The following is a 15,292-nucleotide window of genomic DNA, read 5'->3' as shown; positions in this document are numbered from 1 at the left end:
GTTAGAATTAACAGGCCTCTAAAAATATAATACGCAACTTGGTCGAACATCTTAACTCTCCTCCCTTACTTAATAATTCCTACCTATATTTTAAAATTACCCAATTGTTGAAGAGCCAAACAAATGATAAAGCATAAAATCATCGGTGCTTTATTAGTTTAGTTTACTTCATTACAACATATGTATGCAGTCGTTACTTTTTATTTTGTGATCTTCAACAATAGGCTAACATCGCGGTTCTTCTTAAACGGACGAGGCGGAAAAGTAGAAGAAAAAAATGTTGTAGTATCAACTACTAGTATCAGGTGGTAAAATTAATCATTAGGATTTTAATTAATTTGTTATGGGGGAATTAATTATGTTAGATACTCAAAAAATTAAAGAAATAATTAAACATCGGTATCCATTTCTTTTAGTGGATAAGATTTTGGAATTAGAAGAAGGAAAACGCGCAGTTGGCATTAAAAACGTGACTGTAAATGAGGAATTTTTTAACGGGCACTTTCCTCATTACCCAGTTATGCCGGGTGTATTAATTGTAGAGGCATTAGCTCAGGTGAGTGCTGTTGTAATGTTAACGAAAGAAGGGAATCAAGGACGATTAGGGCTATTAGCAGGGATAGACAACTGTCGTTTTAAACGACAAGTAAAGCCCGGAGACCAACTCCGTCTTGAGGTTGAAATCACTCGATTAAAAGGTCCTATTGGAAAAGGGAAAGGTATCGCTACAGTGGACGGAGAGTTAGCTTGCGAAGCAGAAATACTATTTGCTTTTGGTGATTGAATAAAGAACATTGAGTTGCGTATGCAGCTCTTTTTTCTTTGTTAAATTTCAGGGCACCATTTATAACAATGATGGAACGACCTCGTACGATAAATTGTTATTTGCTTATGCCTTTGGTTCGGGAGGAGCTGAAAATGTAAGAACTACAGTTTCAAAACTATTTAATTTACCAATTGATTATTATGCAGTTATAGATTTAGAAACCTTTTCTACATTGATTGATTCTGTGAATGGTATAGATTATGACTTGCAAGAAGATACGCGAGTAAGAGCTATAACGAGAGTGGTATTTGATTTCAATAAAGGGACGAATGGTTTGAATGGGGAAGAGGTTGTGGCATTAATGATGGCTGCTACAGATGGACGAAATTTAAGTGAAGAAAATCTATTAAACCTCATTCTTGCTGTTATTAATAAAACCGAAAACGAAATGCCGCAAAAACAATTAAAAGAACTTATGTCTCAAATTGAAACCAATTTATCACTCGATCAATTGTTAGAGAAAAAAATAGAAATTAATTCGATAAAACCGTTATCTTTAAGTGGCGGAATTAGAGATGATATGATAGATGGGAAATATTTTGTAATGTTTGAGAAAGATTATTTAAAATCTGTTGCAGAAGAGTTAACAACATTTAATTAAATAGGAAATGAATAAAAATGTCTATTCGTCAAAAAAACGGATAGACACTTTTTTTATGTAAACCACTTATCTTCTAAATGCGACCAGTCGTCACGAAACCATTTGCAGATAAATTAATATTTTTCATAAAGTAGGGATTTTGTAATCTTGCTAGAATCTTTATTAAAAAGGGGGAGAGTATATGTCACGTATACCAATTATTCTAGCGCCGATGTTTTTAGTTTCGAATCCTGCGATGGTTATTGAGGCAAGTCGAGCGGGAGCTATTGGCTCGTTTCCATTATTAAATGCAAGGCCTGCATCAACTTGTGCAGAGTGGCTTCGAGAGATTAAAGAAGCATTACCAACAGAGCCGTGGGCGGTTAATTTTATTTGTCATCCAGTAGCGAATGCACGTTTTGAGGAAGATTTGCAGTTAATTGAAGAGTATGAGCCACCAATCGTTATCACATCGCTCGGTAACCCGAAGCGGGTCATTGACATTGTCCATGGCTATGGGGGTAAAGTCTATGCGGATGTCGCAAACGTTAAGCATGCTGCAAAATCAGCCGCAACGGGTGTAGACGGCTTGATTCTTGTTTGTGCAGGGGCAGGTGGACATGGTGGACAACTAAATCCATTTGGCTTTGTATCCGCAGTCAAAAAATTCTTTAATGGAACGATTATTTTATCGGGCTCTCTTTCAAGTGGTGCAGACGTCTTAGCAGCGCAAATTATTGGTGCAGACTATGCTTATTTAGGCACACGTTTTATCGCTTGTCATGAAGGGAATGCTCCAGAGGATTATAAAAAGATGGTCATCGACAGTAAAACAGATGATGTTTTATATACAGATGCATTTAGTGGGGTTCATGTGAATGTGCTAATTCCCTCTTTATTAAAGAAAGGTATCGACCCGACGTCCTTAAAGCCAAGAGAGGACATTGATTTAACGCACCTCGTTAATGTGAAAGCTTGGCGTGATATATGGTCAGCAGGGCATGGTGTCACAAATATTGAAAAACGCGAATCGGTCCTTGAAATTATTACGACATTACATGAGGAATATGAAAGTGCCAAGCAGCAATTGAATGCTGTTCAGTCTTTATAAGGCAAGTATATTATGAAAGAAAGTAAAACGCACAATGCGATTCAATCAACACATTGTGCGTTTTTATATTGAAAAATTTTTAGTCGTGATTTAATGTTGCAGCAATTTCTGGCTGCTGTTCGACTTGAAGTAACATATTGAATGATGCAATCGCTACTTCTACTTGTTCGTCAAGAGGCTCTCTTGTTGTTAATAATTGAAGCCAAAGACCAGGGTAGCCTAAGTAGCGTAACAGAGGAATGTTACGGCATGCATTTGTTGCCTGTAATACTTCAAATGATATCCCTAGTACAACAGGGATTAATAATATACGGTCTACAATTCGTAACCATAGTGGATCTGTTGGCACGAAGAAATACAAAAACATACCAACGAACACAGTGAATAACATAAAGCTACTACCACATCGATAATGTAAACGAGATTGCGCTTGTACATTTTCTACAGTAATATCCAGACCAGCCTCATAGCAATTGATCACTTTATGCTCGGCACCGTGATATTGGAAAACGCGTTTAATAATCGGTGTTAAAGAAATAAAATATAAATAGGTAAGCAGTAAAAGGAGCTTAATGCCACTTTCAAGAAGGACTTGACCTACTTTACCATCTATCCATCTCGAGAAGAAATCCGCAATAAATACTGGGATTAAGGTAAAGGCGAATTTTCCCAATAAAAAGGAAAGGATTCCGACAACAGCTACTCCTAAAATCATTTGTAGCTTCGAGCCGCCTTCTTCTATATTTTCTGCTTCCTCGCCTGGTGTAACGTCATAACGATCTCCTGAAAATTGCATATGACGTGAACCTAAACCTGCTGATTCAATAAGGGCAATAACGCCACGAACGAATGGAATTTTTTTTAGCTTCTGCAGGATTGGTTTTTGTACCTTTTTAAAATGATAATAATCAATGGAATCATCGTTACGGCGAATGGCAGTAATCGTATGTTCCTTTCCTCCGAACATCACACCTTCTAATTGTGCTTGTCCCCCGTAAACAGGTGAATTGCTCAAGGCTAACACCACTCTCTTTATATATTTCAACTGTACCATTGTACTAAATTTAGCGAAAAACCTCTAGAGGTACGCATAGTAAATTTTCTATATGGTTACACTTATTGTGTAATTTTGTATTGTCAGAAAGAGAGATTTGCTATTAAGCAGCGTTGTAAGACTTTAAGCAGTTGTGATATCGATACTGCTGCAATGCTTGTATGCATAATGGTCAAAATAGGAGGGATAAATATGAAGGTAGGCTTAATTACTGCAGTCGTTTATGCGATTGTTTTAGCATTTTGTTTAAAAGGACTTCATTATTTTCATTTAATTTCTTGGAATCCAATTGGCTTTTATAAAAAGTGGGACTTATTCGAGGATAGCTCTAAATTATTTCATTGGAGTTTTCTAACATTAGCGCTATTTATAGTAGGTTTCTTTTTATATATGACTTTGCGATATACGCATATTATACCGGCAGTGTTGACTTCTCTATTGATAGGACTTATTGTAACGATTACATTAGAATGGTTCGTGTTGGATTTACCATTACAATCGACATCGTTTAAAAAACTATCAATTCCTTTTATCGTTGTCGTTATTTGCCTACTGCGTTTTTTACTTGAAACAGCTAATTTTCATCAAAAAGAGCATACAGCACAAAAAGGAAATTAGTTGCTGTATGCAATTGGTATGATAAAATAAAAAGCAAGTACATAGAAAGAGGCGAATACTGCGTGAAGTTATTATGTTTGAATGGACCAAACTTAAATCGACTAGGGAAACGGGAGCCCCATATATATGGACATGAAACACTAGAAGATGTAAAGAATAATGTTCAAAATCTCGCGGCTTCTCTTGGCGCTACAATCGAGTTTCGTCAATCAAATCATGAGGGTGTCCTTGTTGATTGGGTACACGAAGCAGAAGATGAAAAGTATGATGGTATTATCTTTAATCCAGGTGCATATACCCATACAAGCGTAGCATTACATGATGCAATTGCAGGAGTTGCCGTACCAGTTATTGAAGTACATATTTCCAATATTCACAAACGTGAGGCTTTTCGCCATCATTCCTATCTTGCACCAGCCTGCCTTGGCCAAATTAGTGGTCTTGGTACGAAAGGCTATGAACTAGCACTACGCACTTTTATTGAGAAGGAGAAATAATTATGTTGAAATTACAAAAGCTTCGTAAAACACTTCAAGAACAAAACATCGATGGCATTTTAATTACAAATGGGTACAACCGTCGATATATGACAGGGTTTACAGGTACAGCAGGTGCGGCAATCGTGTCACAAAATGATGCTGTATTCATTACTGACTTCCGATATACAGAGCAAGCAGCTGCGCAAATTAAGGATTTCCAAATTGTACAGCACGAAGTAACGCTTTTAGAAGAAATTGCGACACAAGTCAAAGCAATGGGTATTAAATCATTGGGATTTGAGAAAGATACTGTAAGCTTTGGCACATATGAGTTATATAAAAGTGTGATTCAAGCTGATTTAGTGCCCGTTTCTGGATTAATTGAAAAAATTCGCTTGATTAAGACTGAACAAGAGATTAATATTATTAAGGTTGCGTGTGAAATTGCTGATCACGCATTTACACATATTTTAGACTTCATCAAGCCAGGTAAAACAGAGCTTGAAGTTTCGAATGAATTAGAGTTTTTCATGCGACAACAAGGAGCAACACAGTCCTCATTTGATACGATTGTAGCGTCTGGTCTTCGCTCAGCACTACCACATGGTGTTGCTACGAATAAGGTTATTGAAAAAGGCGACTTTGTCACGCTAGATTTTGGAGCACTATACAATGGCTACATTTCGGATATAACACGTACAGTGGCAGTGGGTGAGCCATCTGAAAAATTAGTAGAAATGTATAATACAGTACTTGCATCACAACTTTTATCACTTGAAAAAGTTGGTCCTGGTTTAACGGGTATTCAGGCCGATGCAATTGCGCGTGACTATTTAACAGAAAAAGGCTATGGTGAGGCATTTGGGCATTCTTTAGGACATGGTATTGGTCTTGAAGTACATGAAGGCCCTGGCTTATCGAAGCGCTCTGAAACGGTATTAGAACCGGGTATGGCCGTTACGATTGAACCAGGTGTTTATGTGCCAGGAGTCGGTGGTGTTCGTATCGAAGACGATATTTTAATCACTGAGTCAGGTAATGAACTGCTAACACATTCGACTAAAGAACTCATCATCTTATAAACAATGGAGGAACACAAATGATTTCAGTAAACGATTTCCGTACAGGTCTAACAATTATTGTTGATGGCCAATTATATCGCGTGTTAGATTTCCAACACGTTAAACCAGGTAAAGGTGCTGCATTCGTACGTTCTAAATTACGTAACCTACGTAACGGTTCTGTGAATGAAAAAACATTCCGTGCTGGTGAAAAAGTAGAAAAAGCACAAATTGATAACCGTAAAATGCAATATTTATATGCTCAAGGTGATGAGCATGTATTTATGGATTTAGAATCATATGAGCAAACTGAACTAGCTTCAGCAGCTATTGAATATGAATTAAAATTCCTAAAAGAAAACATGGAAGTACACATCCAATCTTACCAAGGCGAAATGCTAGGTGTAGAATTACCAAACACTGTTGAATTAGAAGTAGCAGAAACAGAACCAGGTATTAAAGGTGATACAGCTTCAGGTGGTACAAAACCTGCAACACTTCAAACTGGTCTTATTGTTCAAGTGCCATTCTTCGTTAACCAAGGTGATATGTTAATTATCAACACTTCAGAAGCTTCATACGTTTCACGCGCATAAGCAATGACGAAAAGAGGCTGCGACTCTTTGGGATTAGAAAAAAATAGCAGATAGTACTAGTTGATGGTAGCGGAGGCGGTGACTCCTGCGGGAATCCACGCAACGTAAGGCGCAACAAACCGCGCGTTTGCGAGGGTTTCCTCTTACGTGTGTGCCCGCAGAAAGCATCCGCCGTAGTGGACATCAACGGCATAACAAAAAAGTGTGAGATTGATTGCAGTCAATCTCACACTTTTTCTCTTTTTTCATACATATATCGCAAAATACAAAAATATGTTAAAATTTTGCAGGTAGAATGGCGAAATAACGTTTACAATACAAGTAAGGAGTGAATGCAATGTTACAAAAATTAGAGATGCAATATCCAATAATTCAAGCACCGATGGCTGGAGTTACTACACCAAAATTTGTTGCAGCCTGCGCGGAGATAGGTATTCTAGGATCTATTGGAGCGGGTTATTTAGATGGAGAGCAAACTAGAAGCTTTATAAAAGAAGTTAAAAAGCTTACTGACAAACCATTTGCGGTCAATTTATTTGTGCAGGAAGAGCCGCGTATTGATATTGATGTCCTTCAACAAGCGCGTATGGCGTTGCAGCCTTACTATGATGAACTAGGATTATCGCCTGTACAAAGTGTGACGTCTAATGAAGTGTTTGAAGGGCAATTACAGGCAGTACTGGAAGAGCAGGTAGCCGTTTGCTCGTTCACATTTGGCATACCTTCCTCAGAGGTCATTCAACGTCTAAAGGACAACGATGTTTATGTCATTGGCACAGCTACTACGTTAGAAGAAGCTATTCATATTGAGCAATCAGGTATGGATGCAGTCGTATTACAAGGTGGCGAGGCTGGTGGTCATCGCGGATCTTTTATTGAACCACTGCAATTAATTGCTCGAGAAGATTTATTACAGCAAGTAGCGGGCAAAATTTCCATCCCAATCATTGCAGCTGGTGGAATTGTCTCAAAAGCGGATGTGGATCGTGCTCTTTCTAGTGGTGCACAGGCGGTACAAATAGGTACAGCTTTGTTAGTAGCAGATGAGTGTGAAATATCACCGCTATACAAAAATGCTATATTACAGTCGAAAGCACAACAGACGACCATTACGTATGCATTTACTGGCAAAGCGGCTCGTGGATTAGCTAATCACTTTACAGAACATATGAAGGACGCTGTCGTAGCTCCTTATCCATTACAACATTATTTAACGTCTACTATTCGTAAAGAAAGTACATTGCAAGGAAATGCACAATATTTATCGATGTGGATGGGTGAAAATAGTCATCTAGTGCAACCAGGAACAGTAAAAAGCATCATTGAAAAATTAATCTAGGTGCCAGGCACTCAAACAATTCTGAATTGTTATGGCGCACTGCAACTAGAGCTAGCAGAGTAAAAATTGACGAAGACTCCTGCGGGAACAGCACCAGTTGTAAGACGCAACAAACCGCGCGACAGCGAGGGTTGCGGCTTACACTGTGCGCGCGGAAAGCGAAGTGGATTTTTACGTTTTAATAGCCTGATAATATATTGGGAATCTCGCTAAGTTTCATATGCAAGGTGCCAGGCACTCAAACAATAATGCTATTTTTACTATTACCAACTTTTGTCGATAAGAAGAGACCTCTATACATATTGTATAGAGGTCTTTTTTATTGGGGAGCAACATATATTGCTGTACACGAGGGGGCGTATGAATGGAATTACAAGACGTATTAAGAGTCGCTGGAGTGGGACTAGTAGTAGCGCTTCTTCATGTTTTTTTTGATCAAACAGGGAAGAAAGAATTTTCATTTTTCTTATTTTTTATCGCCTACTTATATATGACAGCAGAATTACTCCGATTTTTGCGTCTATTTTTCACTGAAATATTAACATTCTTTCAGTGGTTGACCTCATCTGGGTAAGTAAATGGAAATTGTCATTGTTGCTATTGTCATGCTGCTTTTATTGTTGCTTATAAAAGAAGTCATACAGCCACTCCACGCGCTAATAAGTGTTATGTTCTCGTTTTTGCTGTTCAGTCTTTTGTTTACGACACTCCTGTTGCCATTCGTCAAACAATTACTCGGAATGCTTACATTTTTGCCTTATGCAAAAGCCATTGTAATAAGTGCTAGCCTTTTTTATGTAGGGCAATGGGTGTCTATGTTACTAGTGGAGAATAGCTATAAAGTTCTCGGCAGCATTGTTTTCGATGCTGTGAAAATTGTTATTTTGTTGTATTGGTTTAAAGAATTTTTAGATGTTTTACAGGGGGTGTCAGCTATTTTACAAAGGTTAAATTAAGGGGCGAGGCCGTTGCAGGAGCAACTCATTTCGTTTTTCATCGATCCATTTTTTCTTTTGCTCAAAATGACGCTTATATTGTGTGGCTACGTCATCATTTTTTTGATTGTCAACATGATATTACCAGAATTTGAAAAAGGGACAAGAATACTTTTTTTTCTCATTGTATTAGCAACTATAGGGCCTGTAGTCGTCAATTCATTTCAACTAATTGATGAAATTGCACAAGGGCTTTCACATATATTCACGGCATTTTACCCTATTCTCACTTCTAGTTTTTTGTTATCTAGTAGCATAACAGCTATTGCTTCTTGGCAGCCTTTTTTGCTTTTTTTTGTACAAGTCCTAACGATTATTAGTAGTAAATGGCTTATCCCAGGTGTGCTTTTTGCCATTGTATTCGATGTATGTAGTGTCATTGTCAAAGAAATATCTTTTACAAGAATTGCAGAATTGATTCGTTTTACCATTATGAGTATTGTTTCAGCTTCCGTCATTTGCTATATCATTTTAATGTCAGCAAGTGGAGTTGCTGCATTTAGTGTTAATAAAGCTGTTGCAGAACCGGTAAAAAAATTAATAGAAGAAAATATTCCAGTAGTCGGTTCCTTTATCGTTGATAGTTTTTCGATGTTTCAGCATATGACACAATTTTCTACTTCGATTAGTAGTATAAGTGCCTTTATCGCGGTTATCACGGTATCGTTTATACCAACTGTCCAGCTAGTAGTTAGTGCGTATTCGTTGAAACTATTAGCAGCTATTTTAGAACCGATTGCTTTTGATGATATTTGTAAATTACTCGATCATGTTAGTAAATCTCTATTCACTTTATGTGCAGTATCATTTCTAATTGCTTTTTCATTTATGTTTTCTTGTTTTTTCCTTATCGTTTTCGTGCAAGTGATGGTTGGGGGGAGATAGATTGATTCTTTTATTGGCGTTGCTCTTTATTTGTCAATTATTCGTATTTCTAACTGATGACCAACAAATAATTTCACTAACAAAACTCGTCATTACGTTAGTATTTTTGCAAATGCTATTAAAGATTCCATTTATCAATTCATAGGAGGAAACAAGCGTACATACACTTGAAAAAGAGAAGATGAAAGGAGGCAATGTAGAAGTGATGTGGAAAAGGTTCGAAAAAAAACAACGTCATTTATCGTCTTAATGCTTATTGCTGCCTCCATAGGAATTTTCATCGTGTTTCCAATGTATCAAACGAATTCAACAAATGAACGAGTAACACCGAATACGAATGAAGAAAAACTTGAGCAAACGCTTAAGGCTATGCAAGGAGTTGGGGAGGTAAAAGTATATTTTTATTACGGAGAGATGACAGATGCGAAGGATGAAAATAAACTATTTAGCCAGTATTTTCGAGGGACTGACGAAAGTACGAAAGATGTAACAGGAATGCTAATTGTTTCAGAAGGTGCATCAGATATTTTTGTCAAAAATGAAATACGTGCTGTCGTCAGTCAAGTGATGCAATTACCTATTCATCGAATTATTATCGTTCCAATGGAAAATAAGGAGGAAAAGTAAATGCGCGTACGTAGAAGAACAGTTTGGTTTATGACATTATTAAGTCTTGTAGCAGTAATTTCAGTTTATTATTTGGTTGATCCTGCAAAACAATTTAATGGCTTAACGATTTTTACAGATGATACATTACAGCAAACAGCAATTACGGGTGTTACAGATCAGGAGGCAACTAATAAAGATGCAACACAAGAAGTATTGTCTCCGAGTCACTTATTTGAAGAAATGCGTATGCAAGTTAGTGATGAAAGAAGTCAATTACGTCAACAACTAACACAAAAAATTGGTTCAGAAGAATATACTGCTGAAGAAAAAAATGAGGCTTATAATGAAATAGACGGTTTGATTAAACAGGAATCGACAGAGGCAATGCTTGAAATGCTTATTAAATCTTTAGGCTATTCCGATGCTTTTGTTAGAGCGGAAGGTGAGAAAGTTTCTGTCACAGTTATGGCAGAAGAGTTATCAAAATCACAAGCAAATGAGATTATTTATTTAGTGAAAACAGAGTGGGAAGGCGCAAATGACGTCCAAGTTAAATTCAGCGCAAACAACTATTAAAAAATTTAAAGAAAAAAAGGAATATTCCGTTAATTAACTTGTAGTTGTTATATATCAGCATAATGAAAAGGCTTTCGTTTAGTAAAAGAAAGCCTTTTATTATGTTTATATTTACTTAATTTTCATTTAAGTGTTTCAAATTGTGTCAAAAAAATATAGAATAGTGATTGTAGTAGATTTTATTTCATAAGGAGAGTTAGAAATGTTCAAAATTCAAGAAATTCGTGAAATTATTAAATTAGTAGATTCTTCTTCAATCGACGAGTTCGTTTATGAAGTAGATGGCGCAAAAGTTAAATTAAAAAAGAATGGTGTTGTTGTTACTGAAACTGTGGCACCTAAAAAAGAAGAAACAGCCCCTGTTGTACAACAATCTGCACCAGCAGCACCTGTAGCAGCTCCAGCCAAAGTTGAAGAAGCACCAGCTCCCGCAACACCTGCAAGTAACGACCCATCGTTACATAAAATTGTATCACCGATGGTAGGTACTTTCTATGCAGCACCAAACCCAGATTCACCAGCATACGTAAAAGTGGGTGACAAAGTAGGCGACGAAACAATCGTTTGTATCGTAGAAGCAATGAAGCTATTCAACGAAATCGAAGCAGAAGTTAAAGGTGAAATCGTTGAAGTACTTGCTAAAGATGGCGATTTAGTAGAATACGGTCAACCATTATTCCTTGTAAAAGCTGAGTAAGGAGTGCAAACCATGAAAAAAGTTTTAATCGCAAACCGCGGCGAAATCGCTGTTCGTATTATTCGTGCTTGTAAAGAATTAGGCATCAAATCAGTTGCCGTCTTTTCTGAAGCTGACGCAGATGCATTACATGTGAAGTTAGCAGACGAAGCTTATTGTATCGGTCCGAAGTTATCAAAAGATTCTTATTTAAGCTTCCCAGCATTACTAAGCGTAGCAGAAAAAACAGGAGCAGACGGTATCCACCCAGGTTACGGTTTCGTATCTGAAAATGCTGATTTTGCTGAAGCGTGTGAAAATGCGGGCATTAAATTTATTGGTCCTTCATCTGATTCAATTAAAATCATGGGGATTAAAGACGTTGCTCGTACAACAATGGAAGCAGCAGGTGTTCCACTTGTTCCAGGTACTGGTATTGTTCCAGATATCGAAACAGGTAAAGAGTGGGCTGCGAAAATCGGTTACCCTGTTATCATTAAAGCAACCGCTGGGGGTGGCGGTAAAGGTATCCGTGTAGCTCGTACAGAAGAAGACCTGATAAAAGGTATTGATATTACGCAAAAAGAGGCTGCTGCAGCGTTCGGTAATCCTGGCGTATATTTAGAAAAATTCATCGAATACTTCCGTCACTGTGAAATTCAAGTGTTAGCTGATAGTTTCGGTAATGTCGTACATTTAGGCGAGCGTGATTGTACAGTTCAACGTCGTATGCAGAAGTTAGTAGAGGAAGCTCCATCTCCTGCACTATCACCTGAACGTCGTGCAGAAATGGGTGCAGCAGCGGTGAAAGCAGCAGAAGCATGTAACTATGAAGGTGCTGGTACAATCGAGTTCATCTACGACTATCAAGAGGACAAGTTCTACTTCATGGAAATGAATACTCGTATTCAAGTAGAACACCCAGTAACAGAAATGATTTCTGGTGTCGATCTTGTTCAACAACAATTAAAAATTGCATCTGGTGAGAAACTTCCATTCACACAAGAGGACATTAAAATAAATGGTTGGGCAATTGAATGCCGTATTAACGCAGAAAATGCATACAAAAACTTCATGCCATCAGCTGGTACTGTAGACACTTATATTACACCAGGTGGCTATGGTGTACGTATCGATTCTGCTGTTTATGCAGGTTATACAATTCCTCCATACTACGATTCAATGGTAGCAAAACTTATCGTTCATGCAGATACTCGTGAAGAAGCAATTGCAAAAATGAATCGTGCGCTTAGTGAATTTGAAGTTGCTGGTCCTGGTATCAATACAACAATTCCATTCCACCAAGCATTAATGAACAACGACGTTTTCAAATCTGCGCAATTCAACACGAAATTCTTGGAAGAGAACGACGTATTAGGAACAAACAAATAATCGTAGCTTGATAAGAGCTATTCTAACTGTTCTTTGAGCGGAGAAGTATGTGAAATCCACTTACCGATATGTATTTGATTGTAGAATAAAATATAAAACAAAACGGAATATCCTATATGTTTTACCCTCTAACGAATAATTGTTAGAGGGTTTTTTCATGGTTAGAAAAGGTCAACGTTCGGGTGTTAGTCATTATGATTCATTAAATCAAATTCAACATTATACGACGATTAGAAAGTATAAAAATAGCGATGGTCAAATTATAGATGAAAAAAGCACCAAAATTAGTTTAAGATATGTGTTTCCGAAAGAAATGGAGAGAATGTTGCTCGACAATGGATTTGAAATCGTTACTGTTTATCAGGATTGGGATGAAACGCCGGCAACGAATGATAGTTATGAATTAATATATGTTTGCAAAAAAATAAGCAATTGATAATGCACTTCTCCTTTTAATGTTTCAAGCTTCACTTTGAAAAGAACGATAATAGCAATGGTCCAGTTGTACACAAAAAATGAAAAGCGTCTTTCCTAAGCCAAACCTTCCTTTTTATAGTATAATAAGCGTAACAACAGCATTTGCTTGCGATGCGTAGTGGAAAGGATGATATTGTATGGCAGAGAAAGTAGGACAATCTTTCGTACAACCAACACCTTCTGGTAAAGAAGAGCTTGGGAAAATTGAAGTAGCTGCAGAAGTAATCGAAATTGTAGCTGGAATCGCGGTTAACGAGGTAGAGGGTATCGCAGCAACTCGTGGCAATATTGCAACAGGCGTCGTTGAACGCTTCGGCAAGAAAGTACACAATAAAGGCATTAAATCAGGGGTCACAGAACATGGTGAAATCGCAATTGATGTATTTTGTTCTGTAAAATATGGCTATTCGATTCCGAAAGTAGCAAAGGATGTACAAACGCAAATTCGCCAAGCAATTTTAAATATGACTGCACTTGAAACAGCAGAGGTGAATGTACATATTACAGGTATTCACTTCGAAAAAGAGGAAGTAGTAATTCATTAAGAAAAAAAGGAGTTGCCAGCTTGGTGAACATTTCACCATAGTAGGCAACTCCTTTTTATGTTGTGTATAACTACGCAAACGGGTTATAAAGCGATATCTTTTGGTTTCTTCCAGAAAAATGCAAGGATAACACCGAGAACTAAGACGATTGTAGCGAAATAATATGGATAGTTTAAATCAATGTCGAATAACATGCCGCCAATGATTGGTCCAAAAATATTTCCGAGACTTGTGAACATTGAGTTCATGCCTCCGACAAAGCCTTGCTCATTCCCTGCGATTTTTGATAAATAGGAGGTTACAGCAGGTCGGATTAAATCGAAGCCGACAAAAATAAAGAATGTAACAAATAATATAGCGAAATAATGACTAACCATTGTCATCGCAAAGGTCAGAGCGGCAGAAAGTATGAGTGAGTATCGGATAACGTTGATTTCACCCATTTTCTTAGTAAGCCAATCAAATAATAATAACTGAGCAAGCGCCCCAATAATACCACTTCCGGTAATGATAATGGCAATATCTGACGGTGTAAATGCAAATTTATGATCGACGAATAAACTAAAAAGTGATTCGAATGCTGCAAGACCAAATGAAAGGACAAAAATAAGCACAAATGCAATGAAATACAAAGGGCTAAAAATACGCTTGGCACTGCTTAAAATAGAAGGTGCAGCTTCTGTATCATCCATTGCACGCGTAGGTTCTTTTAAAAATGTAAATGATAATAGTGCTGCTATGAAACCAAGTACACCTGCTGCGTAAAAGGGTACACGTGTACCGTATTCCGCTAAAAATCCACCGATACCTGGTCCGATAATAAAGCCAGTACTAATGGCTGCACTCATGTAGCCAAGTGCCTTTGGACGCTGTGCCATTGTAGTGATATCAGCGATAAAAGCAGTTACTGCAGGCATGATAAAAGCAGCACTAACACCACCAAGCATGCGTGATAAAAATAAAATTTCAATTGAACGACCCATACCGAATAATAGTTCCGAAAGTCCGAAAATAATTAGACCAATAACAATCATAACTTTTCGACCAACTCGATCGACTAGTCTTCCTGCGATAGGCGATACAATAAGTTGAGTAATGGCAAATGCTGCAACCATATAGCCAACGACAGAGCCTGTAATATTCAGTTCATTCATGATAGTTGGCAGTACGGGAATAACCAATCCTATCCCTAAAAAGGCAATGAATAAATTGGATAACAAAATAGTTAAGGTTAAAGCTTGTTTCTTGTTCATTTTTCTCTCCTTCAACAGTTCACGATACATGAGATTGATAATCTACTAGATGATTTCCATCTAATACAATAAACCCTATAGTAACTATAGGGTCAAAAGATTTGTTTTTATTTTTGTATTTATATTCAATGCGCTATTAGTGTGGAAGTAAAACGAAATAGTTATACCGCGTACATTAATTAAATTCCTGTTAAAAGAGGGGTTTAAGCGCAAGAAAGAT

The 15,292-nt window shown here is 37.4% G+C and carries 20 protein-coding genes; 18 read left to right on the top strand and 2 right to left on the bottom strand.

The features are described from left to right. The first annotated feature begins 358 nt into the window (after positions 1–358). The 3 genes from fabZ to ACQKNX_RS09185 all read left to right on the top strand — a co-directional run bounded on the left by fabZ (position 359) and on the right by ACQKNX_RS09185 (position 2,517). Positions 359–784 (top strand): 3-hydroxyacyl-ACP dehydratase FabZ, encoded by a 426-nt coding sequence (gene fabZ, locus ACQKNX_RS09195; protein ID WP_427428625.1) that lies wholly within the window; start codon positions 359–361, stop codon positions 782–784. A gap of 10 nt (positions 785–794) precedes the next feature. Beyond that, on the top strand, positions 795–1,427 hold the full coding sequence (locus tag ACQKNX_RS09190; RefSeq protein WP_427428624.1) for an LCP family protein: 633 nt from the start codon (positions 795–797) through the stop codon (positions 1,425–1,427). A gap of 181 nt (positions 1,428–1,608) precedes the next feature. Beyond that, positions 1,609–2,517: an NAD(P)H-dependent flavin oxidoreductase gene (locus ACQKNX_RS09185; protein WP_427428623.1), complete on the top strand. Its 909-nt coding sequence runs from the start codon at positions 1,609–1,611 to the stop codon at positions 2,515–2,517. A gap of 79 nt (positions 2,518–2,596) precedes the next feature. Here ACQKNX_RS09185 and ACQKNX_RS09180 read toward each other — a convergent pair whose 3' ends face one another. Then, a complete protein-coding gene (locus ACQKNX_RS09180) occupies positions 2,597–3,571 on the bottom strand; it encodes a DUF1385 domain-containing protein (RefSeq protein WP_427428622.1) in 975 nt (324 codons plus the stop codon). A gap of 192 nt (positions 3,572–3,763) precedes the next feature. Between ACQKNX_RS09180 and ACQKNX_RS09175 the strand changes: the two genes are divergently transcribed. The 15 genes from ACQKNX_RS09175 (at position 3,764) to ACQKNX_RS09105 (ending at position 13,819) form a co-directional block, all read left to right on the top strand. Next, entirely contained in the window at positions 3,764–4,189 is a 426-nt protein-coding gene (locus ACQKNX_RS09175) for a hypothetical protein (RefSeq protein WP_427428621.1), read from the top strand. A 62-nt stretch (positions 4,190–4,251) separates the two neighbouring features. Beyond that, positions 4,252–4,686: a type II 3-dehydroquinate dehydratase gene (aroQ, locus tag ACQKNX_RS09170; protein ID WP_427428620.1), complete on the top strand. Its 435-nt coding sequence runs from the start codon at positions 4,252–4,254 to the stop codon at positions 4,684–4,686. 2 nt (positions 4,687–4,688) lie between these two features. Beyond that, complete coding sequence (locus tag ACQKNX_RS09165; protein WP_427428619.1) at positions 4,689–5,750, top strand: M24 family metallopeptidase; 1,062 nt, start codon at positions 4,689–4,691, stop codon at positions 5,748–5,750. 17 nt (positions 5,751–5,767) lie between these two features. Continuing rightward, complete coding sequence (gene efp, locus ACQKNX_RS09160; RefSeq protein ID WP_427428618.1) at positions 5,768–6,325, top strand: elongation factor P; 558 nt, start codon at positions 5,768–5,770, stop codon at positions 6,323–6,325. Positions 6,326–6,662: 337 nt separating this feature from the next. Continuing rightward, entirely contained in the window at positions 6,663–7,664 is a 1,002-nt protein-coding gene (locus ACQKNX_RS09155; protein WP_427428617.1) for an NAD(P)H-dependent flavin oxidoreductase, read from the top strand. 364 nt (positions 7,665–8,028) lie between these two features. Then, the gene (locus ACQKNX_RS09150; protein WP_008179863.1) at positions 8,029–8,238 is read left to right on the top strand and encodes a hypothetical protein; all 210 of its coding nucleotides are present in this window, start codon (positions 8,029–8,031) and stop codon (positions 8,236–8,238) included. Between the two features lie 4 nt (positions 8,239–8,242). Beyond that, complete coding sequence (locus ACQKNX_RS09145) at positions 8,243–8,620, top strand: hypothetical protein (protein ID WP_427428616.1); 378 nt, start codon at positions 8,243–8,245, stop codon at positions 8,618–8,620. 12 nt (positions 8,621–8,632) lie between these two features. Then, positions 8,633–9,544: a stage III sporulation protein AE gene (locus ACQKNX_RS09140; RefSeq protein ID WP_427428615.1), complete on the top strand. Its 912-nt coding sequence runs from the start codon at positions 8,633–8,635 to the stop codon at positions 9,542–9,544. Between the two features lies 1 nt (position 9,545). Beyond that, positions 9,546–9,689: a hypothetical protein gene (locus ACQKNX_RS09135; protein ID WP_173479065.1), complete on the top strand. Its 144-nt coding sequence runs from the start codon at positions 9,546–9,548 to the stop codon at positions 9,687–9,689. Positions 9,690–9,751: 62 nt separating this feature from the next. Continuing rightward, positions 9,752–10,171 (top strand): hypothetical protein, encoded by a 420-nt coding sequence (locus ACQKNX_RS09130; protein ID WP_427428614.1) that lies wholly within the window; start codon positions 9,752–9,754, stop codon positions 10,169–10,171. Further along, positions 10,172–10,729: a SpoIIIAH-like family protein gene (locus ACQKNX_RS09125; RefSeq protein ID WP_340823854.1), complete on the top strand. Its 558-nt coding sequence runs from the start codon at positions 10,172–10,174 to the stop codon at positions 10,727–10,729. A gap of 202 nt (positions 10,730–10,931) precedes the next feature. Beyond that, a complete protein-coding gene (accB, locus tag ACQKNX_RS09120) occupies positions 10,932–11,426 on the top strand; it encodes an acetyl-CoA carboxylase biotin carboxyl carrier protein (protein WP_340823855.1) in 495 nt (164 codons plus the stop codon). A 12-nt stretch (positions 11,427–11,438) separates the two neighbouring features. After that, positions 11,439–12,797 carry an acetyl-CoA carboxylase biotin carboxylase subunit gene (accC, locus tag ACQKNX_RS09115; protein ID WP_427428613.1) on the top strand — a complete coding sequence of 453 codons (1,359 nt, stop codon included), beginning with the start codon at positions 11,439–11,441 and terminating at the stop codon, positions 12,795–12,797. 157 nt (positions 12,798–12,954) lie between these two features. Beyond that, positions 12,955–13,233 (top strand): hypothetical protein, encoded by a 279-nt coding sequence (locus ACQKNX_RS09110; RefSeq protein ID WP_427428612.1) that lies wholly within the window; start codon positions 12,955–12,957, stop codon positions 13,231–13,233. A gap of 178 nt (positions 13,234–13,411) precedes the next feature. Further along, entirely contained in the window at positions 13,412–13,819 is a 408-nt protein-coding gene (locus ACQKNX_RS09105; protein ID WP_340823860.1) for an Asp23/Gls24 family envelope stress response protein, read from the top strand. Positions 13,820–13,902: 83 nt separating this feature from the next. On the opposite strand, the gene ACQKNX_RS09100 is transcribed toward ACQKNX_RS09105, so the two are convergent. Then, a complete protein-coding gene (locus ACQKNX_RS09100) occupies positions 13,903–15,072 on the bottom strand; it encodes an MFS transporter (RefSeq protein WP_427428611.1) in 1,170 nt (389 codons plus the stop codon). Between the last annotated feature and the right edge of the window lie 220 nt (positions 15,073–15,292).

The sequence above is a fragment of the Lysinibacillus sp. NPDC093712 genome, from assembly GCF_050280025.1.
GTDB lineage: Bacteria > Bacillota > Bacilli > Bacillales_A > Planococcaceae > Lysinibacillus.
The sequence above is the reverse complement of the archived record's forward strand: the minus strand, read 5'-3'. Positions and strand labels throughout refer to the sequence as shown.